Genomic DNA, 25038 nt, shown 5'->3' with positions numbered 1-25038 from the left:
TAAGTAAATTTGCAGCATAAAGTTATACTTTTCTATTATGATAAAAGAAAAAACCAATTCTGCATTGACATTTGAAGATTTCAAAATCGAAGTTTTAAAAGACTATACCACAGCAATAATAAGCCGTGAGTGCAGTTTATTAGGACGAAAAGAAGTATTAACAGGAAAGGCCAAGTTTGGAATTTTTGGTGATGGCAAAGAAGTTCCTCAATTGGCTATGGCCAAAGCTTTCAAAAATGGTGATTTTAGATCCGGATATTACCGTGATCAAACCTTTATGATGGCAATAGGTGAACTTACAATTCAACAGTTTTTTGCTGGACTGTACGGTCACACTGACATCAAACATGATCCAATGTCTGCCGGAAGACAAATGGGCGGGCACTTTGCAACACACAGTCTTAACGAAGATGGATCTTGGAAAGACTTAACAAAACAAAAAAATTCAAGTTCAGATATATCTCCTACTGCGGGCCAAATGCCACGTTTGTTAGGACTTGCTCAAGCCTCTAAGATTTACAGACAAGTATCAGGCATTCCTAATGCGGCAAATTTTTCTAACGAAGGAAATGAAATTGCTTGGGGAACCATCGGAAATGCAAGTACATCTGAAGGATTATTTTTTGAAACTATCAACGCGGCAGGTGTTTTACAAGTGCCAATGGTGATGAGTGTTTGGGATGATGAGTACGGAATTTCGGTACATGCAAGACATCAAACCACAAAAGAAAATATCTCTGAAATCTTAAAAGGATATCAAAAAGAAGCAGATACCAACGGATATGAAATCTTTAGAGTAAAAGGTTGGGATTACGCTGATTTGATTACTACTTATGAAAAAGCAGCTACAGTAGCTCGTGAAAATCATGTTCCCGTTTTAATTCATGTAAATGAGTTAACTCAACCCCAAGGACACTCGAGTTCTGGATCACATGAGCGTTATAAAAATGCAGATCGCTTAGCCTGGGAAAGAGAATTTGACTGTATCAGACAAATGAAATTGTGGATGATAGCTATAAATATAGCCTCTCCAGAAGAAATTGATGCTATTGATGCACAAGCAAAAAAAGAGGTTTTAGAGGGTAAAAAAGCAGCTTGGACAGCTTTTCTTGAGCCTATAATCGAAGATCAAAAAGAGTTAATAGTACTATTGCAAAAAATCGCAACTACTAGTGCACACCAAGAGTCTATTTTGAAGTATGTAGCTGAACTAAGTGGTATTAAGACACCATTGAAAAAAGAAATTTTAGTTGCAGCTAGAAAAGTACTCCGATTGATTTTGAACGAATCTGGAAAAAATGAGCTTTCACAGTGGATCACAAACTATACTAACAAAGAGCAGATAAACTTCAGTAGCAATTTATTTTCAGAAACAAAGGAAAATATATTTTCATCAAAAATGGCATTACCTACTTATGCAGATGATGCAAAAGAAGATACTGATGGAAGGATGATTTTGCGCGATAACTTTGATGCTATTTTTACTAAATATCCTGAAACATTGATTTTTGGTGAAGATGCAGGAGCAATTGGCGATGTAAACCAAGGTCTTGAAGGAATGCAAGAGAAATATGGAGAACTTCGAGTAGCTGACGTTGGTATTAGAGAAGCAACTATTTTAGGGCAAGGAATAGGACTTGCATTGAGAGGCTTAAGACCAATAGCCGAAATTCAATACCTAGATTATTTATTGTATGCGATTCAAATCATGAGTGATGATTTAGCTACTTTACGATATAGAACAGTAGGAAAACAAAAAGCGCCGCTAATTATACGAACTAGAGGTCACCGTTTAGAAGGAATTTGGCACTCTGGATCACCAATGGGAATGATTATCAATGCAGTGCGTGGAATTCATGTTTTGGTACCTAGAAATATGACACAAGCCGCCGGATTTTATAACAGCTTGTTAGAGTGTGACGAACCAGCTCTAGTAATTGAATGCTTGAATGGATACCGATTGAAAGAAAAAATGCCATTGAACTATGGAGAATTCAAAACTCCAATAGGTGTTATAGAAACTTTAAAACATGGAAACGACATTACACTTGTTTCTTATGGATCAACATTGAGACTTGTACAACAAGCTGCAATAGAATTACAAGAAGTTGGCATTGATTGTGAAGTTATTGATTTACAATCACTTTTACCATTCGACATCAACAAAGACATTATAAAAAGTATTGCAAAAACAAATCGTTTACTAGTAATTGATGAGGATGTACCAGGAGGAGCTTCGGCTTATATCATGCAACAAATTCTTGAGGAGCAAAATGCTTATGAACACCTTGACAGTAAACCACAAACTTTAACTGCAAAAGCCCACAGACCTGCTTATGGTACTGATGGAGATTATTTCTCTAAACCATCTGCTGAGGATATTTATGAAAAAGTTTATGATATGATGCACGAAGTAAATCCATTGAAATTTCCTTCATTATATTAATTTTTTAAATAAGTTAAAAACCAATCTAAATCAGATTGGTTTTTTTTTAACCTAATTTTTCTAAAAAAACAATCCTCAACAAAAGTTAAACTCTACCGCACAACTTCCCATTTAATTATCTTTACTAAAACTAAAATAATTATGGAAAAATACGCATTATTAGCTCGTCTAGAAGCCAAAGAAGGAAAAGAAGCTGAAGTGGCAGCATTTTTAAAAAGTGCCCTACCATTAGTATTGGATGAACCCGAAACGGTGAATTGGTACGGATGGCAAATAGGAACTTCAACATTTGGAATTTTTGACACCTTTGAAACTGAAGAAGGTCGAAAAGCACATTTGGCAGGTAAAATAGCCGAAGCTTTAATGGCAAATGCAGGAACGCTTTTATCAAAAGATCCTGTAATAGAATTTGTAGACTTACTTGCAGTAAAATAAGTATGTCAAAAAAATATTTGATTTAAGAAAACGTCTTAATTAATTGTTATAATGCCAATATAGCCTCGCTATATTGGCATTTTTTTATATTTTTAATGAAAAAAAAACATGCAACCGTTAGAAAACATACTAAAAGATATTCATGATTGTAAAGTAATTGAAAATACAATTCCATATAGTGATTATATTCCACTGGATTTATCAGTAGACAATACTCATTTTCAAAACCTACAATTGAAAAATGCCCCCGAATTTGAGAATTACATAGACCATTATTTATTAGAAAAAAATGCTAAAGTAGCTTATGGAGGTTACAATGAAACAAGAGATTTGTACAAGCGTTCTGGTATTTTTAATGATCCTAATATTGAAGAAAGGAACATTCACTTAGGACTAGACTTGTGGATAAAAGCAGGAACGTCAGTATTAGCAGCTCTTGATGGCACTGTTCATAGTTTTAATTACAACACTGGTCTAGGAGATTATGGACCTACAATAATTCTAGAACACGCTCTTGAAGAACATTTATTCTATACTCTTTATGGACATTTAAGTCTAGATAGTTTAAAAAATATTGCAGTTGGTGATTTCTTTGCAAAAGGTCAGTTGCTAGCTACACTTGGTGAAGCCGCTGTAAACGGAGATTATGCTCCTCACCTACACTTTCAAATTATAAAAAACATACAAGAAATGCATGGAGATTATCCAGGTGTTTGTAGTAAAAAAGATTTAGATTTTTATCTAGAAAATTGTCCCGATCCTAACCTATTACTTAAAATATGAAAAAATTAATTTTTCTTACAGCTATTCTATTGGTTGTTATTGGCTGTAAAACCAACAAAAATATTACTACGAATCCTAAAACGGCATCAACTATAATAAAAATAGCTGTAGGTGATATTAATGATACTCAAAAGATCAAGGCTTATGAACTGGGTAAACGTGTTTTAATGACGTGTAACACCTCTAAATTTAAACCTTTTACGCCTGATGAAGCAACACCATCAGTGATTCAAAATACCACACAAGAAAGACTTACTAAAACGTGTCAACGATTTAGACAATATTACGGCACATTTGAGGATTTAAAACTTATCGAAGCCTATACAATTAAAAGCGATAATTCCATTATTTTTAGATACAAAGCACTTTATTCTAAAAATGTTGCCAACAAAGAATTAAGGGTCACAATGACATCTACTAATAAGGTTTCCTCCATAAAATCATTGGACTGGAATGATACTATTAATATAAATTAATAATTCATTTAATTTCGAAGTATCCTATTTTGATATATTTTATCTTGTAAAGAATTCAAAATCAAGTGCTATTTTCGATTTTTCTGAAATATTTAACCTAAATTATTTCACAAATTTTCACTTTAATTATATAACAAATAAAATGTTGACTTTGTATAATTTTACATTATCGAAATAACGAACTAAATATTTGATTGAATTATTTCGATAATTGTATTGTACTATTTTTTTTATACGGTTCTAAAATTAATTTTCTGAATAATTAGTATTTGTGAAAATTAAATTTATTTGATAGCTGTATAAAATTAATTAACGTAACTTACATAAATTAAACACGTTACTAACACAACATTAAATAAATATATTTGAAACTATACATTAAATACATGGTGAGCAATCGTTGTAAAATTGCTGTCAAAGAAGAGTTAAAAAAGCTGAAACTCCATTTTGTGGTTGTTGATTTAGGAGAAGTCGAAATCATGGAAAACATATCTATGGAGCAAAGACAAATCTTAAAAGCTGCACTTCTTGATTCAGGACTTGAATTGATGGATGATAAAAAATCTATGTTGATAGAAAAAATAAAAAATGTCATTATCCAGATGGTACACCACTCAACGGAGGTCATTAAAATTAACTTTTCAGATTATTTAAGTCAGCAGTTAAACCATGATTACACCTATTTATCAAATTTATTTTCTGAGGTTCAAGGTACTACTATTGAACAATTTATTATTTCACATAAAACTGAGCGCATTAAAGAGCTTATAATTTACGGAGAATTAAACATTACTGAAATTGCTTGGAAAATGAATTACAGTAGTGTAGCCCATCTTTCGAGCCAGTTTAAAAAAGTGACAGGCTTATCTCCTTCACATTTTAAAAAATTAAAAGATAAAAGGAGAAGTCCAATTGAAGAAATTGGAAATCACAAAAACAACTTATAGATATGTATTGCAAAAATGGAAAAATCCAGGAAAATAACGATGTTCAGTATAACCGAAATTTAATAGAGTCTATACTAGAGCCTATATTTATTGTAAACATAAAAGGTGAAATTATTGATTTCAATAAAGCAACTTCATTAATTATTGGAAAAGAACGTGAAAATATACTGTATTCCAATTTTGAAGATTATTGTCATCCCGTTCAGCAAGTTCGAAATCTTATATCAATAGTTTGCCAAAAAGGATCTCTATACGATCAAGCATTAGAAATTAAAGGTGAAGCTGGTAATTTAATACCCATCTTATGTAATGGAACACCTTTTAAAGATAACGAAGGAAAATTAATTGGTGTTATTTTTGTTGTACGTGAAACCTCAAAACAAAAATGGTCTATTGAATTAGAGGAAGCTCATAAAGAAAAAGAAAAACAACAAGACCTTAATAAAGAACTTGAAAAACTTAATAACTCTGCAATTCTAGCATCTCAGTATACTTTGAGTTTAATTGAAGCCAGTCAAGATCCGCTAGTTACTTTGAACACCAAAGGTAAGATTACGGATATGAATCAGGCCTTGGTAAACAGTACTGGAATGTCTAGAGAAGAACTTACTGGATCTGATTTTTTTGATTATTTTACCGAAAAAAAGAATGCTCGCGAAGTTCATAAAGAGGTATTTGATAAAGGAAGCGTTTCTAATTTGCCGCTTACCATCAAGCATAAAAATGGAAAATTAACTGATGTACTTTGCAACGGTTCTGTATACAAAGATGCGCAAGGAGAAGTGGCTGGTGTAGTTATAGTAGCGAGAGATGTAACAGAACAAAAAAAAATAGCATCAGCCCTGATAGAAGCACGAGTATTTGCTGAATTAGCTACCGAAATCGCAGAAGAAGCTAAAAAAAATGCCGAAAGTGCTGCTATAATTGCAGAGAATGCAGTAAAATCAAAACAACAATTTTTATCTAATATGAGTCATGAAATTAGGACTCCGATGAATGCTATTATTGGATTCACAAAAGTTGTTTTAAAAACCGATTTGACTGTAAAACAATTAGAATACATCAATGCTATAAAAATGAGTGGTGATGCATTAATCGTTTTGATTAATGATATCTTGGACCTTGCCAAGGTAGATTCTGGCAAAATGACTTTTGAGAAAAAACCTTTCAAATTGAATGCTTCGCTTGAATCCATGCTTCATTTATTTGAAAATAAAATCCAAGAAAAAAATCTTAAACTTATTCAAGATTATGATGATCACATCCCTGATGTATTAGTGGGTGATCCTGTGCGATTGCATCAAATTATCTTGAACTTAGTCAATAATGCTGTAAAGTTTACCCAAAAAGGTAAAATAACAGTAAGTGTGCAACTTGTTTTTGAAGATGTTGACCGTGTGGTTATTGAGTTTACTGTTTCAGATACCGGAATAGGAATTCCAGAGGATAAATTAGACCATATTTTTGAAAATTTTAATCAGGCATCAAGCGGAACATCAAGAATGTATGGCGGTACAGGATTAGGATTAGCCATTGTTAAACAACTTGTTGAATTACAAGGCGGTAAAATAAGAGTAAAAAGTAAAGTAAAAAAAGGTTCTAGTTTTAGCTTTTCATTGAGTTTTCAAAAAACTAATGCCGACGCTGCTCTTGAGAATGATTTACTCGAATTAGACTCAGAAATTAAAAATATCAAAGTACTAGTGGTTGAAGACATTGCACTGAACCAATTGTTAATGAAAACTGTTCTAGATGATTTTGGTTTTGAACGTGATGTTGCAGAAAACGGAAAAATTGCCATTGAAATGCTAAAAGATAAAGCGTATGACATCATTTTAATGGATTTACAAATGCCTGAAATGAATGGATTTGAAGCAACTGAATATATAAGAATTAAAATGCAGTCACAAATACCTATAATTGCACTAACTGCTGATGTAACAACAGTAGATTTAGATAAATGTAAAGCTGTAGGAATGAATGACTATCTTGCAAAACCCGTAGATGAAAGGTTGTTGTATAGTAAAATTGTTGGTATTCTTAAAAAACCAAAATTGGCTAAACTATCGGCTAAATTAAACGAGAATATAGATAAAACAGTAAAAAAAATTCGCTGTATTGACTTGGTATACTTAAATCAAAAAACAAAATCAAATCCAGAACTTATGATGGAAATGATTGATTTATATCTTGCTCAGACACCCACATTAATAAATACAATTAAACAAAGTTTTGCAGAACAAAATTGGCAATTATTGGCTGCAGCGGCACATAAAATGATTCCTTCATTCTCTATTATGGGTATTAGTACTGACTTTGAGGATATCGCCAAAAGAATTCAGGAGTTTGCAAATTCACAAGAAAAATTAAATGAAATTGACGAATTAGTATTACAATTAGAAGAAATCTGTTTGCAAGCTTGTGGAGAATTAGAAGAAGAATTAAACATTATAAAAAATACAAAAAAGTGATAAACGAAAATAAAATTAAGATTTTTCTAGTAGATGATGATGCTTTTTTTTTAAAATCATTGGAAATTGAATTTAATCAAAACACAAATTTTGTAATAGAAACCTATCCTACTGGCGAAAAGTGTATAGAAAATTTAAATCATTTACCAGATTTAGTTATCCTTGATTTTCAACTAGATGGCATTGTAATTGGTGCTATGAATGGCTTGCAAACATTAGATAAAATAAAAGAATTAAATTCAAATATTCCTGTCATAATGCTTTCATCTCAGGATAAGATAGAAGTTGCAGTGCAATGCATGCATCACAAGGCATTTGATTATGTGGTAAAAAGTGAAACTGCTTTTTTACGATTAGAAAAAATAATTTCTACGATTTTTAAGTATCAAAAATTAGAAAAAGAACTTCAATGGTACATGGATAGAATGTAGATTTTTCTCTTCTATTATATTACAGTTACGCTTTAGCTTTCAATTTTAAAAATATTTAAAATTGAAAGCTAAAGCGTTTTTTTTTACTGTAAAAAAGACCTTAAATCATTTTGTGTGAATGATATAAGTAATATAAAAAATTGTACAACAATAACGGAGTTCTTTACAACTATTTTTGTTTAACTAAATTATAAAAAAATGAACATCAAAAGAATTTTTGGAACAATACTCACCGTCCTTGGGATAGGTGGATTAATTTATACAGCTATGTTATTCTCATCAGCAAATTCTGATTTTGAATCTGTAAAACCTTTACTGATATACGGTATTCTTGGTGCTGTATTTTTTATTTCAGGAATCAGTTTAGTTCGTACTACTAAGGACGAATCATAAATTGAATTAACCTGTTTGATTTTCTATGAATCAAAATTAAATTAATTGTAATATGCTATTTTTTTAAAATATCAATTAATTTAAAAGAACTTCAAGATGTTTTGTATTTAAAATGCGTGTAAATAGGATTTTTTTTAATTATTCATAAATTCCAAAAAGTTCATAAAATGAGAAATTCAAAAATTAATAGGCTTGAATTATTGAAAAATAATTATCCAAATAAAAGTGATTTAGAGTTTGTAGGACCTAAAAATCAAACCTGTCGAAATATTTATCTTGAGGAATTACAAGACATATACTTTTCTGAAAAATCACTTTTAATTTCGATTCCCATATTGATCCAGAAAGCAGCGAGTAAGGAAATTTCGGATGCACTTACAACTCATTTACAATTTACAAAAGAGCACATTCAGCGTCTTGAAGATTTTTTTGATTCAATTGGAGAAAAAAATATTACAATAAACTATTCTTCTTTATATGAAAACGAATCTAATACTCCATAATCAGGACCTACTCGATTGGTATTAATTTCAAGTTCATTGAAAAAAATCACAAATAAACAATTAAACAAGGAATAGAAAATGTTAATCATATAACTTTTTGAATTAATAATGTAATATAAAATTACTATACAATATTCACCTTTGTAAAAATTTAATTCTTGATTACAGGACAAAAAATATCTGGTTAAAAACAATCAATAATTATTTATAAAAAAACTCATTATGAAACTAAACATTGGAATCACCGAAGCGCACTTAAAAAGTAGTATTACCATTTTGTCATGGCTTTTAGCAAATGAAATGACTTTGTATATAAAACTTAGAAAATTTCATTGGAACGTATCTGGGCAAAGTTTTATGGAATTGCATCAATTATTTGAAGCTCAATATACTGAGCTTGAAGTTTCGATTGATGAAACGGCCGAACGAATAAGCAAATTAGGCGGAAAAACAATTGGGACTATGAGCGAGTTTAGTAAATTATCTGTTATAAAAGAATCTCCTAATGTATACCCAGTTCAAAAAGAAATGCTACAAGAACTTGTAAAAGATCATGAAACGTTAATTGTACAGTTAAGAGAAGATATTGATACCTGCGACAACAAAAATAATGATGCTGGAACAGCTGATTTTCTTACAGGATTAATGAAAGATCATGAAACAATGGCTTGGAAGTTAAGAAGATATTTAGAATAAAAAATTAAAAAAAAGTTATGATCAATTTAAAAAATGAGGTTTTAAAACCATCAAATAGTAATTGTAGAGTGGGAAAAACAGCCCCTTCTCAAAGATACAATTATACACAAAGAAATACAGTTTCTATAAATACAAGTAAAGTAAAATTTACTTAAATAGAAATTATAAATTCCTTTTTTTATAAAGTGAAATTATCAAAAATAGGTTGAGTTTTGTTTGGTTTGGGCTGTTGGAAACAACAGCCTTTTTTTTACAAATTAAATAAAACATTCTCTTACAGATATAAACCTCAAGAATTGAATTGAATTATCTTATGCTTATCTATAACAAGGCTTAACCGTAAATATTGCAACTTTTCTGTAAAGTTGTGTAACAAGGTTTATGGTTATTTATATGAATTTTGCAAACAGAAATGTATTGAAATGTGGTAGTTTTTACAACACCCTTTAATGCCCAGCCTGAAACATAAATAGCACAATCAAAATCATAAGATATGAATATTAAAAAATCAGTTGATGTATTAAACAATTTAATAGCATCTCATAAAGATAGGGTAATAGCATATCAAAATGCCAAAAAGGGATTTAATGAAAATGACTTAGTGCAATTATTCAATGAGTTTGAAAAAACAAGCAATTTGTTTAATGAAGATTTGATATTTGAACTGAGTAAAATAAATGGTGCCCCAAAAGAAAATGCTAGAAATCATACTTTAATAGATAAAATTTGGGGAAATTTAAAAATAAACTTTCTCATAAAAGACAAAGAAGAAATTCTAAATAGATTGGAATATTCTGAGTTTGAAATACTCAAAGTATATAAAAACTCATTGACGAACAACACTGATTTTATTCCAAAAAAACTGAATCAAATTTTACAGCAGCAACAAATACTATTAACCAATCAACATGACAAAATTAAAGATTTGGGAGATAGTATGATTGCAAAATCAAGTATGAGTTTTTAAAAGGAAATTGTATTTTTTTTAAAAGATATAATTCCTGTTAAATTTAAAAATAGAGGAATGAACCAAACATTAACGATACAAAAAGAACGATTGGGAACTTATCTCAATCAAAGTTTTATTGAAGTTGGCCGCGCTACTGAATTTGCTATTCGTTTTTTTAAAGAAGCCATTAGGCCTCCTTATGAATTCAAGGAGCTGCTCAAACAATGTTACTTAATAGGATATAAATCTTTACCATTAGTAACTATTACTGGTTTCATAATGGGGTTGGTTCTTACCTTACAATCGAGACCAACTTTGGCAGAATTTGGAGCCGAATCTTGGTTGCCTAGCATGGTTGCACTGTCTTTAATTAGGGAAATTGCTCCTGTTATTACTGCTTTAATTTGCGCTGGTAAAGTAGCTTCAGGAATTGGAGCTGAATTAGGCTCAATGAAAGTAACTGAGCAAATTGATGCAATGGAAGTTTCAGCTATCAATCCATTCAAGTATTTAGTTGTAACTAGAATTATGGCAACTACATTAATGATTCCATTACTTGTAATTTATGCTGATGGAATAGGAATAGTTGGAGGTTACATGGGGATTAATATTCACGGCGATGTAAATGTAGTCCGCTATTTATCACAAGTGATTGAATCCATAACATTTTTAGATATTTTTCCCGCAACTATAAAAACTTTTTTCTTTGGATATTTTATAGGAATGATTGGTTGCTATAAAGGATATAATGCTGAAAATGGAACTGAAAGTGTAGGTAAAGCAGCAAATTCTGCGGTAGTTACGGCCTCATTAACCATTTTTATAATTGATATGATTGCGGTACAAGTAACTGATTTATTTTTTTAATATGGAAAAAAATTACACACTTCAAAATAGTAATCCGGTAATTGAAATCAAAGACTTACACAAATCATTTGGTACAAATGAAGTTTTAAAAGGAGTAACATTTAACTTGAATAAAGGAGAAAACCTGGTAGTTTTAGGTAAATCCGGTTCAGGAAAATCAATTACTATTAAATGTATCGTTGGACTAATTAAAATAGACAGCGGCATTATTACTGTGTTCAACCAAGAAATCAATTCATTAGAAATCGATGAACTAAACAAAATTAGAACACGCATTGGATTTCTTTTTCAAAATGCTGCTTTATATGATTCTATGAGTGTTCGAGAAAATCTTTCTTTTACATTGAGAAGACATGATACCACATTATCAGGTGATGCAATTAATGAACACGTTTTAGAAGTACTCGAAAGTGTGGGATTGAAGGAAGCCATAGACAAAATGCCCTCTGAATTATCTGGAGGAATGCGCAAACGAATAGGACTTGCAAGAACGTTGATTCTTAAACCAGAGATTATCTTGTATGATGAACCCACAACAGGACTTGATACCATTACCTCAAGAGAAATAAGTGAACTCATCTTAGAACTTCGACAAAAAAACAAAACATCTTCAATAATTATAACGCATGATATGCCCTGTGCAAGACTTACATCTGATAGAATTGTAATTTTAAAAGAAGGTGTAATACATGTTGAAGGAACATATGATGAGCTAGAAAAAAGTGAAGATGAATGGGTTCGCTCATTTTTTATTTAAATTAAAAATTAAAAATCATGGTTAAAGAGTCAGGATACCAGTGGAAATTAGGAATGTTTGTAATAGTTGGATTGTTTTTATTTGTAGGTACCATCTATTTTGTAGGCAAACAAAAAAACTTATTTGGATCAACTATTGAGTTGTATTCAAAATTTAATTCGGTTAACGGTCTTGCAGTAGGCAACAACGTTCGATTATCAGGTATAAATATTGGAACTGTTGAAGATATTGAATTCCTCAATGATACTTCGGTTGTTATTAAAATGGTTATCAAAGATGAAGTTCGTAAATACATCAAGAAAGATGCCGTGGCAAGTATCAATTCGGATGGTTTAATGGGCGATAAAGTCTTGACAATAACTTCAGGAAAGAAATCTACTATATTGATTAATGATCAGGATTATATTAGATCTAAAAAAGCCATTGAAATGGATGACCTTATGGTGAGTGTTAAGAAAAGTGTAGATAATGCAGGACTGATAACTGCTGAGCTAGCGCAATTTAGCTCAAGTATGAATAATGGTGATGGAGCATTATCTAAACTGGTTTCAGATAAAAAATTCGGGAATAGCGTGGACAACATGGTAACCAGTTTAGAAGCAAGTGCATCAGAGTTTGAAACTTTTACTACTAGTATGAACAATGGTAAAGGTGCTCTATCAAAACTTATAAGTAACGAGCGAATGGGGAATTCAATAGATTCTTCTTTAACCAATGTAAAAACAGCTACAAAAGGCTTAAATGAAGTAATTGAGGCAGCAAAACATAATTTTTTATTGAGAGGTTTTTTCAATAAGAAGAAAAAAGTAGAAGATAAAAAACTCGAGGAAGAGCAAGAAATTGAAGAAGCCGAAATGAAAAAAGCTTTGAAAATGGATCAAAAAAATGATTCTATCAACAAATAATACTATTGTTTTATTATATCCAAGCTATTTTTAGAAGTCTAAAACTATTTTGAATAAAATACTGTAAAGTCTAAAGGTTATTTTAAAAATCAGTGAAAATCACAACAAATAGCCATAGTTATATAATTTAATTAGTTAGAATTTTGGGAACTTTGGAGGGTGAAGATTATTTCACTATTAATAACCAAAATTATGAATTCAAATGATTTAGAGGGGAACTGGGAACAGCAGAAGGAGAAATTAAAAGAAAAATTTGTTGCTTTAACTAGCAACAAGTCATTATTTTCAGAATCTAAGAAAGAAGAAATGCTAAAGAAATACCAAGACAAACTAGGAAAAACTAGAGAGGAACTTATTGTTATTTTTCAATCCTTATAGTTTTTTTTTATCTCTTACTTACAGGATATAAAATTAGGTTTAACTAAAACTGTAATTTATAAAATCCTTTTTAATCAAAATAAATGTGACTAGAATACAAGAGACTAAAATTGATTTTTTTGTTTCGTTAATTTTAAAATACACAATATATTATAAAATGCAAGTTGTAAAAACTTGCATTTTTTTTGCTTAAATACTGTTTATCAATGTGTTAATTATTAAATTTATAACCTGTAATTACTAAAGTGTGAATCTTGAAACATTCACTAAAAGTAATGTAACAACTAAACTGTGTTAATTAATGACCTTTGTAATATATAAATCAATAAAAAAAATAAACAATGAAAAAGTCTAAAAAATTAATTTTCGCATCAATAACATTAGGATTATTATCTTTCACAGGAATCCAAGCACAAGAAAAAACTCCAGCTTTTGGTTTTAAAGGAGGTCTTAACTTTTCAAACTTATACACAGATACTGTTGATGACAATAATGTATTAACAGGTTTTAATGCAGGTTTATATGCTAAATTCCCAATTACAAATAGTATCGCAATTCAACCTGAAATTAGCTACACTACAAAAGGATCTGAATTAGTGTACAACAGTTTTGGAGTAAATGGAACAGCAAAATTCAATATCAATTATATAGAAGTACCTATTTTACTTGTTGCTAATTTAACTGATAATTTCAATGTACAAGTAGGTCCATATTTAGCATACATGGTTAGCGGTAAAACAACTAATGATTCTAATCTTGGTTCATCAGTTCGTACATTAAATACTGATGATTTCAATAAATTTGACGCTGGTATTTCAGGAGGTTTAGGTTTTGATTTAGATGCAGTAAATTTTGGAGTGCGCTACAATTACGGATTAACTAAGATTGGTAAAGATGATAGTTTTACATCTTCAGATGCTAAAAACAGTGTATTTAGCGCATACGTAGGTCTTAGACTAAACTAATAATTAACATTAAACATATTTATCATGAGCAATCTTCTTTACACAATAGCAGTTATTTTAGTGATTTTTTGGGCAATCGGTTTTTTTGCATACAGTGTTGGATCCATCATTCACATTCTACTTGTTCTAGCGGTAATAGCTATTCTATTCAGATTAATTTCAGGTAGAAAAATATAATATTCAATACTAATTCTAATCATTAAAACTATAAAATATGAGTAATCTTCTTTATACAATAGCAGTCATTTTAGTAATTTTTTGGGCAATCGGATTCTTTGCTTTTAGCGTAGGTTCAATAATTCATGTCTTATTGGTAATTGCTGTAATAGCAATATTATTTAGGCTCATTTCAGGTAGAAACGTATAAATTAATAATTATAACTTTAAAAATTTGCATTATGAAATCAGATAAAATAATATTAGGAGTTTTAGGCGGAGTAGCCGTAGGAGCATTATTAGGAGTTTTATTTGCACCAGATAAAGGTGATAACACAAGAAAAAAAATTGCTGACAAAAGCAGTGATTATGCTGACGAATTGAAATACAAATTGGACAACATTTTGGGTACTATTACTCAAAAATATGAAAAAATTTGGGCAGAAGGTGAGAAACTTGTTGCTGAGGGCAAATCTAAAATGAATGAAGTTAAACATGATGGAGAAGATCTTTTAGCTCAAGGTAAAGCATCTTTTAACGAAGTAAAAAAGGATATTAATTCAATATAATTTGTATTACTTCTTTAAAAAATTAATTTTGATATAAATTTCAGGAAAATGGAAAACAATGCATCATCAATAGAAATGCTTTTTGAAAGAGCAGAGAATTATACTAAAACTTCAATAGAGTTAGCTAAACTTAATGCGATTGATAAAACTGCTGACGTGGTTTCATCACTAATCTCTAGAATGGCAATTTCTGTTGTTTTTGCGATGTTTGTTTTTCTTTCAAACATTGGTCTCTCTCTTTGGGTAGGCAAGCTTGTAGGACAACTATACTTTGGTTTTTTTATTGTTGGTGCCTTCTATCTAGCACTAGCACTTTTACTATACTACTTTAAAGACAAATGGATAAAAATGCCTATTAGTAATTTTATAATTGTCAAAATGCTTAAAAATAGTTAATATGAAAAAGAGTACTGAATCAGAGATGCTAAAAGAAGCTATTCAATTATTGAAAGAAAAACAAGCTTTTGAACTTGTACAACTTAAAGACCAATATCATGTAACTTATGAAAGTTTACAACCTGTAAACCTTATAAAAAATGCTTTTGGACAGTTAACAAAAACTTCCGAGTTTAAAGGTAATATTCTTAACAGTGTTATTGGTATTGCATCAGGATACTTATCAAAAAAAGTATTATTAGGTTCTTCCCATAATCCAATCACAAAGGTTCTTGGTACTATTTTACAATTTGCAATAACTAACTTTGTAAGTAAAAAAGCTGAGACTTTTACTCAAGACAAGCACTCTTGATAGAAACTTTTTATAAAGATTTAAAAATTCATTAGAGGATAGCCCAAAAAGCTATCCTCTTTTTTATTACATCAAATTGTCCAATAGGTTTTCAATTTGTATTTAAAAACCAAACACCCATCTATAATAACAAATACAATAGCTTTTCTAAATTCAAAACCAACACGGATACCGTACATACAATCACAACATTCTATACTGCCTTAGCTCATTTCGATGCTTCAAAAATGTGTAAATATAAGTTAATCTTACTACTTCATTATTTAATTGTATAACTCTTTAAGCCAATAACATAACAACCTTTGCTATGTAGAATACTTAATCCTTAAAAATTAAAAAAATGAAAACTAAAAATTTACTATTACTCTTTGCAATACTGTTTATTGCATTAATTTCTAGTTGTGCTGAAGACGATTTTGTAGAAACAGTAGGTGTTTGTCCAGTTGTAGAATCTACTGTTCCTAATAATTTAGCGCTAAGCGTACCTTTTAATCAAATTATCTCAGTCACTTTCAATGAAGAGATAAATGCTTCAACTATCAACTCCTCTACTTTAATTATTTCAAAAGCAGATGGCACGGTAGTTTCTGGTGCAATTACGTACAACGGAAGAACAGCAAGGTTTACTCCTACTAACCCTCTAAGTCCTAATACTACCTATACTGGTAGGATTACAACTGGAGTAAAAGATGTAATGGGTAATGCTCTTCAAACAGATTATTTGTGGACATTTTCTACTGGAATGATTATTGTTCCTGTTGTAAATACTACTGATCCTACAAACAATCAAATTAACGTTGCTCTTAATAAAACAATAACTGCAACTTTTAGTGTTCCAATGGATCCTTTGACAATAATTAATTCAACATTTACAGTTAAACAAGGTACTAACACAATTGCAGGTGCAATTACTTATTCTGGATCAACGGTTTCTTTTGTACCTACAAATCCTTTAACCGTTAATTCTGTTTATACGGTTACTATAACATCAGGTGCTAAAAGTTTACAAGGAACACCACTAGCTGCTGATTACGTATGGAATTTTACAACTGTTCCTGTTCCAACAGTTACATCTACTGATCCATTTAATAACGCTATAGGAGTTGATTTAAACAAAACACTTACTGCAAACTTTAGCATTGCTATGGATCCGCTAACTATTAATACAACCACTTTTACTTTAAGACAAGGGACTACAGTAATTCCAGGCGTTGTACTGTATACTGGTGGTACTACTGCTTCATTTAATCCAGTAAATGCTCTTAATCCTGGACTTGTTTATACAGCAACAATAACAACTGGTGCTAAAAGTTCAGCCGGTATTCCATTAGCTAGTAACTATGTATGGAATTTCACAACCTCAAATGTTGTAGTAACACCTCCTGTTATAACAAGTGGTTTATTCTTTGGAGTTTTTGGAGGGAATGCAGGAATAACAAATCAAGGATTATTAACTGTAATCAACGGTGCTATCGGTACAACTGCTGCTGCAACCTTAGTAACAGGTTTTACTGATGGAACAAGTGGTGATGTATATATCGTAACTCCATTAAATAATGGAATTGTAACTGATGGTATATTTACAGATGCACCAGCGCCTGGAAATGCTACAAAAGCAACAACAGCATTAGCTGGATTAAATGCAGCGAGAGATCTCTACAACAGTATTTCACCTGCTTCTATGCCTGGAGGTGTTGCTAATCCTGGTGCTGGTGAATTAGGAGGATTAACATTAGCTCCTGGTATTTACACCGCTTCAAGCTCTTTTAGTATAACCAACGGAAATCTTACCTTAAATGCAAATGGAGATCCGAATGCAAAATGGTATTTTCAAGCACCATCCTCTTTAACAGTAGGTGATTCAATGCCAAGTAGTGTAACGTTCTTAAACGGCGTAGGTAATCCTAATAATGTGTATTGGTATGTAGGAACTGAAGCAGTTATTAATTACGCTGGTGGTGGAGTTATGGTAGGAAATATTATAGCCAACTCTGGTGTGACTTTGTCATCTCCTGCTAATAGTACAAATCCGTTTTTAACAGTTTTAAATGGTAGAGCAATTTCACTTGTAGCTTCAGTTACTATGGTTAATACAACTATTAACGTACCGAATAACTAAGCCTTTAACGATACATAATTTAGAATCAAACTAATATATCTCAAAAAGGATAGATGCATTAAAAATTAATTAAAAAAATATATCATGTACAATATTAATAATTTAAAAAAGGGACCAAGTAATTCTTGGTCTCCTACTAACCTCTCAATTAAAAGACTTTTAGTAGTCTCTTTGACATGGTTAGGTGCTCAAACAACTGTTCAAGCACAAGAAGTTCAATCTATTAAATATACTACTCCTTCTTGGTACTTCGGTGTTGCTGGTGGCGCCAATTTCAATTTTTACGAAGGGTCTACTAATCAGTTAAATGCAAGCTTTACTCCTCCTGCTACTTTTCATGAAGGAAATGGCACAAGGCTTTTTATTGCACCACTTTTAGAATATCGTCCTGCTACTTCAAGATGGGGAGTTATGTTGCAAGCCGGGTTTGATAGCCGTAAAGGTTCTTTTGACCAAGTCCTTACTGCATGTGACTGTCCTGCTGATTTAAAAACTGATCTTAGTTACATTACTGTAGAACCTAGCGTACGTTTTGCACCGTTTAAATCTAATTTTTACCTTTATGGAGGTCCAAGATTGGCATTCAATCTAGACAAATCATTCACCTATCAATTAGGAATTAATCCAGCTTTCCCTGATCAAGCTCCTTCTGCTGCTGTAACGGGTGAATTTAGTGAGATTGAGAAAACTATTCTGTCCGTGCAAATTGGCGCTGGTTATGATATTCCACTTTCATCGGATCGTAACAAAACACAGTTTGTATTATCCCCTTTTGTTTCGTTCCAACCTTATTTTGGTCAAAATCCACGTGCTACAGAAACTTGGAATATAACAACTATTAGAGCTGGTGTTGCGCTTAAATTTGGACAAGGAAAAGAGATTCAAGAAGCAACAGATTTATTTAAAGATCCTGAAGTACAGTTTTCCGTAAATTCTCCTATCAATGTTCCTGGAGAAAGAAGAATGACTGAAATTTTCCCCCTTAGAAATTATGTTTTCTTTAATGAAGGGTCTACACAAATTCCAAATCGTTATGTTGAATTAACGAAAAACCAAGTGAAAGACTTCAAAGAAGACCAATTAGAAACTTTTGCTCCAAAAAATTTGTCAGATCGTTCAAAACGACAAATGACGGTTTATTACAACGTGCTGAACATACTGGGCGATCGTATGCAAAAAAATCCTTCATCAACAATCATGTTAGTTGGTTCATCAAATAATGACAATACAGATGGTCTAGCAATGGCTGAATCTGTTAAAACGTATTTGGTAAATATATTTGCAATAGACGCCTCTAGAATTACTACTAAAGGTCAAAGTAAACCAAATATCCCATCAGAACAACCTGGAGGAACATTAGAACTAGTGTTACTTCGTGAAGGAGATCGTAGAGTTTCTATAGAAAGTAATTCCCCTGATTTATTGATGGAATTTCAAAGTGGTCCTGATGCACCATTAAAACCAGTACAGATTATTGCATCGCAAGAAGCACCAGTTGATAGTTATGTTACTTTTAATAATAAAGGAGCTGGTGAAGCATTGTCTTCATGGTCCTTACAAATAACTGATGAACAGGGAAAAACACAGCCTTTTGGGCCTTATACTCAAGATGAGGTAAGCATACCAGGAAAAATGATTTTAGGTACACGTCCCGAAGGTGATTATAAAATAAAAATGATTGGTCAAACTAAAAGTGGTAAAATTATAGAGAAAGAAACTCCCGTTCACATGGTTCTTTGGACTCCTGCAAAAATGGAAGAAGGTACCAGATACAGCATCATCTATGAATTTAACACATCTAAAGCAATTTCATTGTATGATAAATATCTTACTGAAATAGTTACACCTAAAATTCCTATAGGTGCAACAGTAATTATCAAAGGTCATACAGATGTTATTGGTGAGGTGGCTTACAATCAAGAATTGTCTTTAGCTCGCGCCAATGATGTAAAAACCATACTTCAAAATAGCTTGAGTAAAGCTGGTAGAAGCGATGTGAAATTTGACGTTTCTGGTTATGGTGAAAACGAAAATAACGCACCTTTTGACAATAAAACTCCCGAAGAACGTTTTTACAATCGTACAGTAATAATTGATATCATTCCAGCTGTCAAATAAAACTAAGTAATACAGAATACCATTTATTAATTCCAAAAAGAGGACAGAAACTTAACAGTCTGTCCTCTTTTTTTTACATAAAAATTTATTTTTATAAAATGAAATTACAAATATCAATCCTGAATGGCGCTTTGTATATTGAATTAAGCAATTCAAATTATACATTAAAAGTATTTCATTTTTCTATATTCCTATTTTAACAACTAAAGTATAACATAAAATTATTATTTTTACTATTAAATTTTTGTAGCTATGACACCAAACGAAAAAACCATAATTAAGTTTTATACTGCTTTTGCTAATGCCGATGCCTCAACAATGTGTGAATGCTATCATTCTAAAATTGAATTTCGCGATCCAGTTTTTGGTTTATTAAAAGAAAATGATGTTTGCCAAATGTGGAAAATGCTTTTAGAACGAAGCAACGGAAATTTAAAAGTGATTTTTTCTGATTGCAAAGCAAATGAGTTCACTGGATCAGCGCACTGGCAAGCTACCTATTTATTTACCAAAACAAATAGAACTGTAATCAACAAAATTATTGCCCAATTTCAATTTAAAGACGGTTTAATTATAAAGCATACAGATGATTTTGACCTCTATAAATGGTCTAAGCAAGCCTTTGGTATTACAGGATTTTTATTGGGATGGACCGGATTTTTTCAGGGAAAAATTCAGAATCAAGCTCAAGAATCACTTCAAAAGTATATTTCTAAAAATACAAAATAGTGACATTTACTTTTTAATTATTACAACAATTTTGAAAAGTCAAAGTCCCAATCAGTTGTAAGTTTATACCATAAATGACCATTTGTAACATCAAGCGGACAATCAAAATTATTAGTGTACAAAGCTCCAGTTCCTAATCCTTGTGGCATAGCACTATTTTTCTCAAATGTCCATTGTGCTATGGCATTTAATCCAATGTTACTCTCTAGTGCAGAGGTAATCCACCACCCTATTTGGTGCTTTTCAGCCAAATCAATCCATTCTTGCGTGCCTTTAAAACCGCCTATAAAACTAGGTTTAAGAATAATGTATTGTGGTTTTATTTGAAGTAATAATTGCTCTTTATCCTCTTTCAAAAAAACTCCTATCAACTCTTCATCTAGCGCTATAGGAAATGGAGTTTTCTCACACAGCTCTGCCATCTTTTCAATTTGATTTTTTTGAATTGGCTGTTCAATACTATGTATCTTAAATTCATGAAGTTGTAGCAACTTATCTAAAGCGTTTTCTACCGCAAATGCACCATTAGCATCAACCCGAATTTCTATTTGCTCTGGCGAAAAATGATCTCTAATAAACTTAAGCAATTGAAGTTCTGCATCAAAATCTATGGCTCCTATTTTAAGTTTAATACATTTAAAACCATCTGCCAGCTTCTCTTCTATTTGCTTTTTCATAAACTGCTCCTCACCCATCCATACCAGTCCATTAATTACCATTGCTTTTTTACCAGCTGTAAATTCAGATGGGAATAACAAAAAAGGATGATGACTCTCTATCGATTGAAAAGCCATTTCTACACCAAACTGAATGGAAGGAAATTCTAATAAAGCTTCCCATAGTTTTACCTTTCCTAAGTGAATGTTTTCGCAGGTCCACTTTAATTTTTCTTCATAATCAGGTCTATCATCTATACTTAAACCTCTTAAAATGCCACACTCGCCAATTCCTTTTTTGTCATCTTGTTCTAAAACTATAAACCAAGTTTCTTTATCGTTCATTACCCCGCGTGAAGTACCAGATGGGCGTTTAAAATTAAGAATGTATTTGTGATAGGTTGCTTTCAAAATATATTTTTTTTTTGTGTAAGTGAAGATCTTGATTGATTTAATCTACTATTTTTAAAACTTTTTCAAAATCATTAGACACGATTCCAGCTTTTTTAAAGGCTTCAAAATCTTGCTTAATTTTTTGTGTCCAACTCAAACTATCCGTTACGTTTTGAGACTGGTATTGTTTGTAAATGGCTTTGGCCAAGGAAAAATTTTCGTTTAACAAATACGCATGCGCCAAATTAAGCTGAATTAACAATTCTGTTTCATCCTTTTTTTGGCCTTCTTTTAAAAATTTCAATGCCTTTCCATATTGTTTTGTCACTAAATAACTGTATCCAATAGCATTGTAATCTAGTGCAGTAGCTTTTCCATCATTGATAATGGTAGTCAGTTTTTGTATGGCTTCACCATGTTTGCCTTGATTTGCTAATGCAGCAGCTTGTTTTCTTAAGTCTTCATAAACAGCAGTCGAAAGGTTGCTTTCGCCAAAACAACTACTTCCAAAATCTTTATACGCTTTTGCACGCTCTACAGCTAATAATTTTTGAAACTCGGAAAAGGTGTATTTAGTTTGAATTTTATCTAATATACAAACACAAAAATCATCAGAATTACTCATTTTTTGAGCCAAGTTTGATGTTTTACATTGATCAATAATAGACTTTCTGTTTTCAATTGTCCAGCCACGACTTAACTTTTTATTAACCCAAGGAACAACTTCTAAAATTATTTTCTGGTTCATAATCCAGTTTTTACTTTCAAAACCAAACCACAAGTTGCCCTTGTTGCTTTGCATACAAGCCGATTTATCAGTTGAAAGTCGTTTGGCATCTTTGCTTATTGGTGTGTTTTGAACCAAACAGGCAGTATCTGTTTTTCCGTTTTCTTTGTATTGTTTTGCTAAATCAGCACTTGTAAATATGGCATACTTACAGGTATCATCTCCTGAAATTTTAGACAAAATAAAAACAGCTCCTGCTGATCCTTGACTAATTCCTGTAGGATCTGGAATTGATTTTAAAACAGAAACCAAACTTCCAGCCATTTGCTGGTTTTTATCTAAGAGGGTAATTCTAAAAACGACCTCAGTGGTTCCCTCTGGAAAATCTTGAGTTTTGATGATGATTCTGTCTCGTGCAGATACCGTGATTTCTTCTGTTGTAGCTCTGGTTTTATCCCAATAACCATCTTGTTGTGCAAAAATAGTGTGGAAAGAAAGTAAGAATAGAACAAAAACAAATAGCTTTTTATTTTGCATGGTAAGATAAAATAATGGATAACATGATATTCTAAAACGTGTTTAGGAGTACGCTTAGTACTTATGAATGGTATTTTCCTAGCCCTGATAGCAGTGAAAATCCTTTTATAAAGCCGTAAGCCCATCAAGGCTTACGGCTTATAAAAGATTGTAACGAATAGCAGGAAATAGCTCCTAAAAAAAATTACAAATCAATAGAGTTCCCAATTTCTAGCAACATTAAATCTTTTCCTTTATTGAAAAACTTTCTAATGGCGTCTTCTTTATTGATTTCGATGTAGCCGAAAGTGTCAAAATGGTATCCTAAAATTTTATCACATTCTACAAAATCTGATGCAATTATAGCATCCTCAACATCCATGGTGAAGTTATCACCTATTGGTAAAATGGCTAAATCAAGTTTAGTGCGCAATGGAATGAGTTTCATATCCATGGTAAGTGCCGTATCACCTGCAATATAAATATTTTTGTGCTCGCCTTCTATGACAAAACCACCAGGATTCCCTCCGTAAGAGCCGTCTGGAAAAGAGCTGGAGTGAATTGCATTTACGTATTTTACTTTTCCAAAATCAAATTTCCAACTTCCACCGTGGTTCATTGGGTGCGATTGAAACCCTTTTGCACCATAATATCCTGCAATTTCAGCATTGGATACAATTACAGCGTTTGTTCTTGAAGCTATGGCTTCTACATCAAGAATATGATCTCCGTGTGCGTGAGTTAATAAAATATAATCCGCTGCAAGACTGTCAATGTTGATGTGGGCTGCTAAAGGATTTGCAGATATAAATGGATCAACAAGTATGTGTTTGCCACCAACTTCTATTCCTAATGATGCGTGACCGTAAAATGTTATTTTCATTGTTATTGTTTTAAAAGTTTAGTTCTTAAATTATCTTCCGCCAAGGAATAAATTTACAAATAAATCTTGAATGAATGAAACCATACATATTGATAATAAGATAGCTAAAGCAAAGGTACTCAAGGCTAATTTTTTAAGTTCAGGGTCAAGATCTTTGTGATTTTTATTGTTGTAAACTGTTTTCAAATGTTTTAATAATGGAATAAATGCTATGATAAATAAATACTGATCAAGTCTGTACTGACTGATTACAGCAAAAATTACAACAAGCAACATGGCTGTTATAATTAAAAAATAATGGTATTTCTTGGCATTTTCTCCACCTATTTTAACCACTATCGTATTTTTATTTGATTTTCTGTCTGAGACTTCATCGCGCATGTTGTTCAAATTCAAAACACCGGTACTTAATAATCCTATTGCAATGGCAGGTAAAAACAAATTGAAATCCAATTGTTTAGTATACAAAAAATGAACGCCTAAGGTACTCACTAGTCCAAAGAAAATGAACACAAATACATCTCCCAAACCATGGTAGCCATAAGCTGATTTTCCTACTGTGTAACGAATGGCCGAAATAATGGCCGCTACCCCTAGCACTAAAAAAAATAGGGAGTAGAAAATATTTGTATCTGAAAAGGATACATAAATCAATAAAATAGCTGCAATCAATGTGGCTATTGAAGTAATAATAATTGCCTTTTTCATGGCCTGTGGTGTAATTACTCCGCTTTGTATAGCACGTTTAGGCCCTATTCTATCGTCATTATCGGTTCCTTTAACGCCATCACCATAATCGTTAGCAAAATTAGACAGCACTTGCAATCCTAAAGTAGTTAAAAGCGCTAAACCAAAAATGGCCCAACTAAAAACTTCAGTAGGTGTTAAAATATTTTCGGTAGGATTTGCAAGAGCATACATACTTCCTACGATTATTCCAGATACTGATAATGGCAGTGTGCGTAAACGCGCGGCCTCAATCCAATGTTTCATATTTTTTTTATTTTATTCCTAATTCATTT

At 31.6% G+C, this 25038-nt stretch carries 28 protein-coding genes; 24 read left to right on the top strand and 4 right to left on the bottom strand.

What is annotated here, in order from left to right; genetic code table 11:
• The first annotated feature begins 37 nt into the window (after positions 1–37).
• The 24 genes from IQ05_RS05005 (at position 38) to IQ05_RS04890 (ending at position 20841) form a co-directional block, all read left to right on the top strand.
• Positions 38–2446 carry an alpha-ketoacid dehydrogenase subunit alpha/beta gene (locus IQ05_RS05005; RefSeq protein WP_144890652.1) on the top strand — a complete coding sequence of 803 codons (2409 nt, stop codon included), beginning with the start codon at positions 38–40 and terminating at the stop codon, positions 2444–2446.
• A 141-nt stretch (positions 2447–2587) separates the two neighbouring features.
• Positions 2588–2881: a putative quinol monooxygenase gene (locus IQ05_RS05000; protein ID WP_144890649.1), complete on the top strand. Its 294-nt coding sequence runs from the start codon at positions 2588–2590 to the stop codon at positions 2879–2881.
• A gap of 108 nt (positions 2882–2989) precedes the next feature.
• The gene (locus tag IQ05_RS04995) at positions 2990–3664 is read left to right on the top strand and encodes a peptidoglycan DD-metalloendopeptidase family protein (RefSeq protein ID WP_144890644.1); all 675 of its coding nucleotides are present in this window, start codon (positions 2990–2992) and stop codon (positions 3662–3664) included.
• Positions 3661–4140, top strand: a complete 480-nt coding sequence (locus tag IQ05_RS04990) for a hypothetical protein (protein ID WP_144890641.1) — start codon at positions 3661–3663, stop codon at positions 4138–4140. The genes IQ05_RS04995 and IQ05_RS04990 overlap by 4 nt, the downstream gene beginning before the upstream one ends.
• A gap of 386 nt (positions 4141–4526) precedes the next feature.
• Positions 4527–5087 carry a helix-turn-helix domain-containing protein gene (locus IQ05_RS04985; protein ID WP_144891114.1) on the top strand — a complete coding sequence of 187 codons (561 nt, stop codon included), beginning with the start codon at positions 4527–4529 and terminating at the stop codon, positions 5085–5087.
• A gap of 2 nt (positions 5088–5089) precedes the next feature.
• A complete protein-coding gene (locus IQ05_RS04980) occupies positions 5090–7558 on the top strand; it encodes a PAS domain-containing hybrid sensor histidine kinase/response regulator (protein ID WP_144890638.1) in 2469 nt (822 codons plus the stop codon).
• On the top strand, positions 7555–7989 hold the full coding sequence (locus IQ05_RS04975) for a response regulator (protein WP_144890635.1): 435 nt from the start codon (positions 7555–7557) through the stop codon (positions 7987–7989). Before IQ05_RS04980 ends, IQ05_RS04975 begins: the two co-directional genes overlap by 4 nt.
• A gap of 198 nt (positions 7990–8187) precedes the next feature.
• On the top strand, positions 8188–8382 hold the full coding sequence (locus IQ05_RS04970; protein ID WP_086455092.1) for a hypothetical protein: 195 nt from the start codon (positions 8188–8190) through the stop codon (positions 8380–8382).
• Between the two features lie 167 nt (positions 8383–8549).
• The gene (locus IQ05_RS04965; protein ID WP_144890631.1) at positions 8550–8885 is read left to right on the top strand and encodes a DUF892 family protein; all 336 of its coding nucleotides are present in this window, start codon (positions 8550–8552) and stop codon (positions 8883–8885) included.
• A gap of 222 nt (positions 8886–9107) precedes the next feature.
• Positions 9108–9581: a Dps family protein gene (locus IQ05_RS04960; protein ID WP_144890628.1), complete on the top strand. Its 474-nt coding sequence runs from the start codon at positions 9108–9110 to the stop codon at positions 9579–9581.
• A 493-nt stretch (positions 9582–10074) separates the two neighbouring features.
• Positions 10075–10548 carry a DUF2383 domain-containing protein gene (locus IQ05_RS04955; RefSeq protein WP_144890625.1) on the top strand — a complete coding sequence of 158 codons (474 nt, stop codon included), beginning with the start codon at positions 10075–10077 and terminating at the stop codon, positions 10546–10548.
• A gap of 57 nt (positions 10549–10605) precedes the next feature.
• Positions 10606–11397: an MlaE family ABC transporter permease gene (locus IQ05_RS04950; protein WP_144890623.1), complete on the top strand. Its 792-nt coding sequence runs from the start codon at positions 10606–10608 to the stop codon at positions 11395–11397.
• A gap of 1 nt (position 11398) precedes the next feature.
• On the top strand, positions 11399–12154 hold the full coding sequence (locus IQ05_RS04945) for an ABC transporter ATP-binding protein (RefSeq protein ID WP_144890620.1): 756 nt from the start codon (positions 11399–11401) through the stop codon (positions 12152–12154).
• Between the two features lie 17 nt (positions 12155–12171).
• Positions 12172–13059: an MlaD family protein gene (locus IQ05_RS04940; protein WP_144890617.1), complete on the top strand. Its 888-nt coding sequence runs from the start codon at positions 12172–12174 to the stop codon at positions 13057–13059.
• Positions 13060–13251: 192 nt separating this feature from the next.
• Positions 13252–13437: a CsbD family protein gene (locus IQ05_RS04935; protein WP_144890614.1), complete on the top strand. Its 186-nt coding sequence runs from the start codon at positions 13252–13254 to the stop codon at positions 13435–13437.
• A gap of 341 nt (positions 13438–13778) precedes the next feature.
• Positions 13779–14402 carry a porin family protein gene (locus IQ05_RS04930; protein WP_144890611.1) on the top strand — a complete coding sequence of 208 codons (624 nt, stop codon included), beginning with the start codon at positions 13779–13781 and terminating at the stop codon, positions 14400–14402.
• Between the two features lie 24 nt (positions 14403–14426).
• The gene (locus IQ05_RS04925; protein WP_140344716.1) at positions 14427–14579 is read left to right on the top strand and encodes a lmo0937 family membrane protein; all 153 of its coding nucleotides are present in this window, start codon (positions 14427–14429) and stop codon (positions 14577–14579) included.
• A gap of 37 nt (positions 14580–14616) precedes the next feature.
• Positions 14617–14769 carry a lmo0937 family membrane protein gene (locus IQ05_RS04920; protein ID WP_144890608.1) on the top strand — a complete coding sequence of 51 codons (153 nt, stop codon included), beginning with the start codon at positions 14617–14619 and terminating at the stop codon, positions 14767–14769.
• 31 nt (positions 14770–14800) lie between these two features.
• Complete coding sequence (locus IQ05_RS04915; RefSeq protein WP_144890605.1) at positions 14801–15127, top strand: YtxH domain-containing protein; 327 nt, start codon at positions 14801–14803, stop codon at positions 15125–15127.
• 48 nt (positions 15128–15175) lie between these two features.
• Positions 15176–15523, top strand: a complete 348-nt coding sequence (locus IQ05_RS04910; protein WP_144890602.1) for a hypothetical protein — start codon at positions 15176–15178, stop codon at positions 15521–15523.
• A gap of 1 nt (position 15524) precedes the next feature.
• On the top strand, positions 15525–15875 hold the full coding sequence (locus tag IQ05_RS04905) for a hypothetical protein (RefSeq protein ID WP_144890599.1): 351 nt from the start codon (positions 15525–15527) through the stop codon (positions 15873–15875).
• A 340-nt stretch (positions 15876–16215) separates the two neighbouring features.
• Positions 16216–17994 (top strand): Ig-like domain-containing protein, encoded by a 1779-nt coding sequence (locus IQ05_RS04900; RefSeq protein WP_144890597.1) that lies wholly within the window; start codon positions 16216–16218, stop codon positions 17992–17994.
• An 84-nt stretch (positions 17995–18078) separates the two neighbouring features.
• A complete protein-coding gene (locus IQ05_RS04895) occupies positions 18079–20112 on the top strand; it encodes an OmpA family protein (RefSeq protein ID WP_144890594.1) in 2034 nt (677 codons plus the stop codon).
• A gap of 252 nt (positions 20113–20364) precedes the next feature.
• Positions 20365–20841 carry a nuclear transport factor 2 family protein gene (locus tag IQ05_RS04890; protein WP_144890591.1) on the top strand — a complete coding sequence of 159 codons (477 nt, stop codon included), beginning with the start codon at positions 20365–20367 and terminating at the stop codon, positions 20839–20841.
• Between the two features lie 20 nt (positions 20842–20861).
• On the opposite strand, the gene IQ05_RS04885 is transcribed toward IQ05_RS04890, so the two are convergent.
• The 4 genes from IQ05_RS04885 to menA all read right to left on the bottom strand — a co-directional run bounded on the left by IQ05_RS04885 (position 20862) and on the right by menA (position 25009).
• A complete protein-coding gene (locus IQ05_RS04885; RefSeq protein ID WP_144890588.1) occupies positions 20862–21908 on the bottom strand; it encodes an o-succinylbenzoate synthase in 1047 nt (348 codons plus the stop codon).
• Between the two features lie 40 nt (positions 21909–21948).
• Positions 21949–23154 (bottom strand): tetratricopeptide repeat protein, encoded by a 1206-nt coding sequence (locus IQ05_RS04880; RefSeq protein ID WP_144890586.1) that lies wholly within the window; start codon positions 23152–23154, stop codon positions 21949–21951.
• Between the two features lie 184 nt (positions 23155–23338).
• Complete coding sequence (locus IQ05_RS04875; protein WP_144890583.1) at positions 23339–24016, bottom strand: metal-dependent hydrolase; 678 nt, start codon at positions 24014–24016, stop codon at positions 23339–23341.
• Positions 24017–24046: 30 nt separating this feature from the next.
• Complete coding sequence (menA, locus tag IQ05_RS04870; RefSeq protein ID WP_144890580.1) at positions 24047–25009, bottom strand: 1,4-dihydroxy-2-naphthoate octaprenyltransferase; 963 nt, start codon at positions 25007–25009, stop codon at positions 24047–24049.
• Positions 25010–25038: the final 29 nt, after the last annotated feature.

Origin of the sequence: Flavobacterium tiangeerense, assembly GCF_007830355.1 — a bacterium.
GTDB classification, from domain to species: domain Bacteria; phylum Bacteroidota; class Bacteroidia; order Flavobacteriales; family Flavobacteriaceae; genus Flavobacterium; species Flavobacterium tiangeerense.
This window is presented reverse-complemented; position numbering and strand designations above follow the sequence as displayed.

Excerpts from the sequence above, each read along its gene's own strand:
- IQ05_RS05005 (WP_144890652.1), top strand. The coding sequence starts at position 38 with ATGATAAAAGAAAAAACCAATTCTGCATTGACATTTGAAGATTTCAAA.
- IQ05_RS05000 (WP_144890649.1), top strand. The coding sequence starts at position 2,588 with ATGGAAAAATACGCATTATTAGCTCGTCTAGAAGCCAAAGAAGGAAAA.
- IQ05_RS04995 (WP_144890644.1), top strand. The coding sequence starts at position 2,990 with ATGCAACCGTTAGAAAACATACTAAAAGATATTCATGATTGTAAAGTA.
- IQ05_RS04990 (WP_144890641.1), top strand. The coding sequence starts at position 3,661 with ATGAAAAAATTAATTTTTCTTACAGCTATTCTATTGGTTGTTATTGGC.
- IQ05_RS04985 (WP_144891114.1), top strand. The coding sequence starts at position 4,527 with ATGGTGAGCAATCGTTGTAAAATTGCTGTCAAAGAAGAGTTAAAAAAG.
- IQ05_RS04980 (WP_144890638.1), top strand. The coding sequence starts at position 5,090 with ATGTATTGCAAAAATGGAAAAATCCAGGAAAATAACGATGTTCAGTAT.
- IQ05_RS04970 (WP_086455092.1), top strand. The coding sequence starts at position 8,188 with ATGAACATCAAAAGAATTTTTGGAACAATACTCACCGTCCTTGGGATA.
- IQ05_RS04965 (WP_144890631.1), top strand. The coding sequence starts at position 8,550 with ATGAGAAATTCAAAAATTAATAGGCTTGAATTATTGAAAAATAATTAT.
- IQ05_RS04960 (WP_144890628.1), top strand. The coding sequence starts at position 9,108 with ATGAAACTAAACATTGGAATCACCGAAGCGCACTTAAAAAGTAGTATT.
- IQ05_RS04955 (WP_144890625.1), top strand. The coding sequence starts at position 10,075 with ATGAATATTAAAAAATCAGTTGATGTATTAAACAATTTAATAGCATCT.
- IQ05_RS04950 (WP_144890623.1), top strand. The coding sequence starts at position 10,606 with ATGAACCAAACATTAACGATACAAAAAGAACGATTGGGAACTTATCTC.
- IQ05_RS04945 (WP_144890620.1), top strand. The coding sequence starts at position 11,399 with ATGGAAAAAAATTACACACTTCAAAATAGTAATCCGGTAATTGAAATC.
- IQ05_RS04940 (WP_144890617.1), top strand. The coding sequence starts at position 12,172 with ATGGTTAAAGAGTCAGGATACCAGTGGAAATTAGGAATGTTTGTAATA.
- IQ05_RS04935 (WP_144890614.1), top strand. The coding sequence starts at position 13,252 with ATGAATTCAAATGATTTAGAGGGGAACTGGGAACAGCAGAAGGAGAAA.
- IQ05_RS04930 (WP_144890611.1), top strand. The coding sequence starts at position 13,779 with ATGAAAAAGTCTAAAAAATTAATTTTCGCATCAATAACATTAGGATTA.
- IQ05_RS04925 (WP_140344716.1), top strand. The coding sequence starts at position 14,427 with ATGAGCAATCTTCTTTACACAATAGCAGTTATTTTAGTGATTTTTTGG.
- IQ05_RS04920 (WP_144890608.1), top strand. The coding sequence starts at position 14,617 with ATGAGTAATCTTCTTTATACAATAGCAGTCATTTTAGTAATTTTTTGG.
- IQ05_RS04915 (WP_144890605.1), top strand. The coding sequence starts at position 14,801 with ATGAAATCAGATAAAATAATATTAGGAGTTTTAGGCGGAGTAGCCGTA.
- IQ05_RS04910 (WP_144890602.1), top strand. The coding sequence starts at position 15,176 with ATGGAAAACAATGCATCATCAATAGAAATGCTTTTTGAAAGAGCAGAG.
- IQ05_RS04905 (WP_144890599.1), top strand. The coding sequence starts at position 15,525 with ATGAAAAAGAGTACTGAATCAGAGATGCTAAAAGAAGCTATTCAATTA.
- IQ05_RS04900 (WP_144890597.1), top strand. The coding sequence starts at position 16,216 with ATGAAAACTAAAAATTTACTATTACTCTTTGCAATACTGTTTATTGCA.
- IQ05_RS04895 (WP_144890594.1), top strand. The coding sequence starts at position 18,079 with ATGTACAATATTAATAATTTAAAAAAGGGACCAAGTAATTCTTGGTCT.
- IQ05_RS04890 (WP_144890591.1), top strand. The coding sequence starts at position 20,365 with ATGACACCAAACGAAAAAACCATAATTAAGTTTTATACTGCTTTTGCT.
- IQ05_RS04880 (WP_144890586.1), bottom strand. The coding sequence starts at position 23,154 with ATGCAAAATAAAAAGCTATTTGTTTTTGTTCTATTCTTACTTTCTTTC.
- IQ05_RS04875 (WP_144890583.1), bottom strand. The coding sequence starts at position 24,016 with ATGAAAATAACATTTTACGGTCACGCATCATTAGGAATAGAAGTTGGT.
- menA (WP_144890580.1), bottom strand. The coding sequence starts at position 25,009 with ATGAAACATTGGATTGAGGCCGCGCGTTTACGCACACTGCCATTATCA.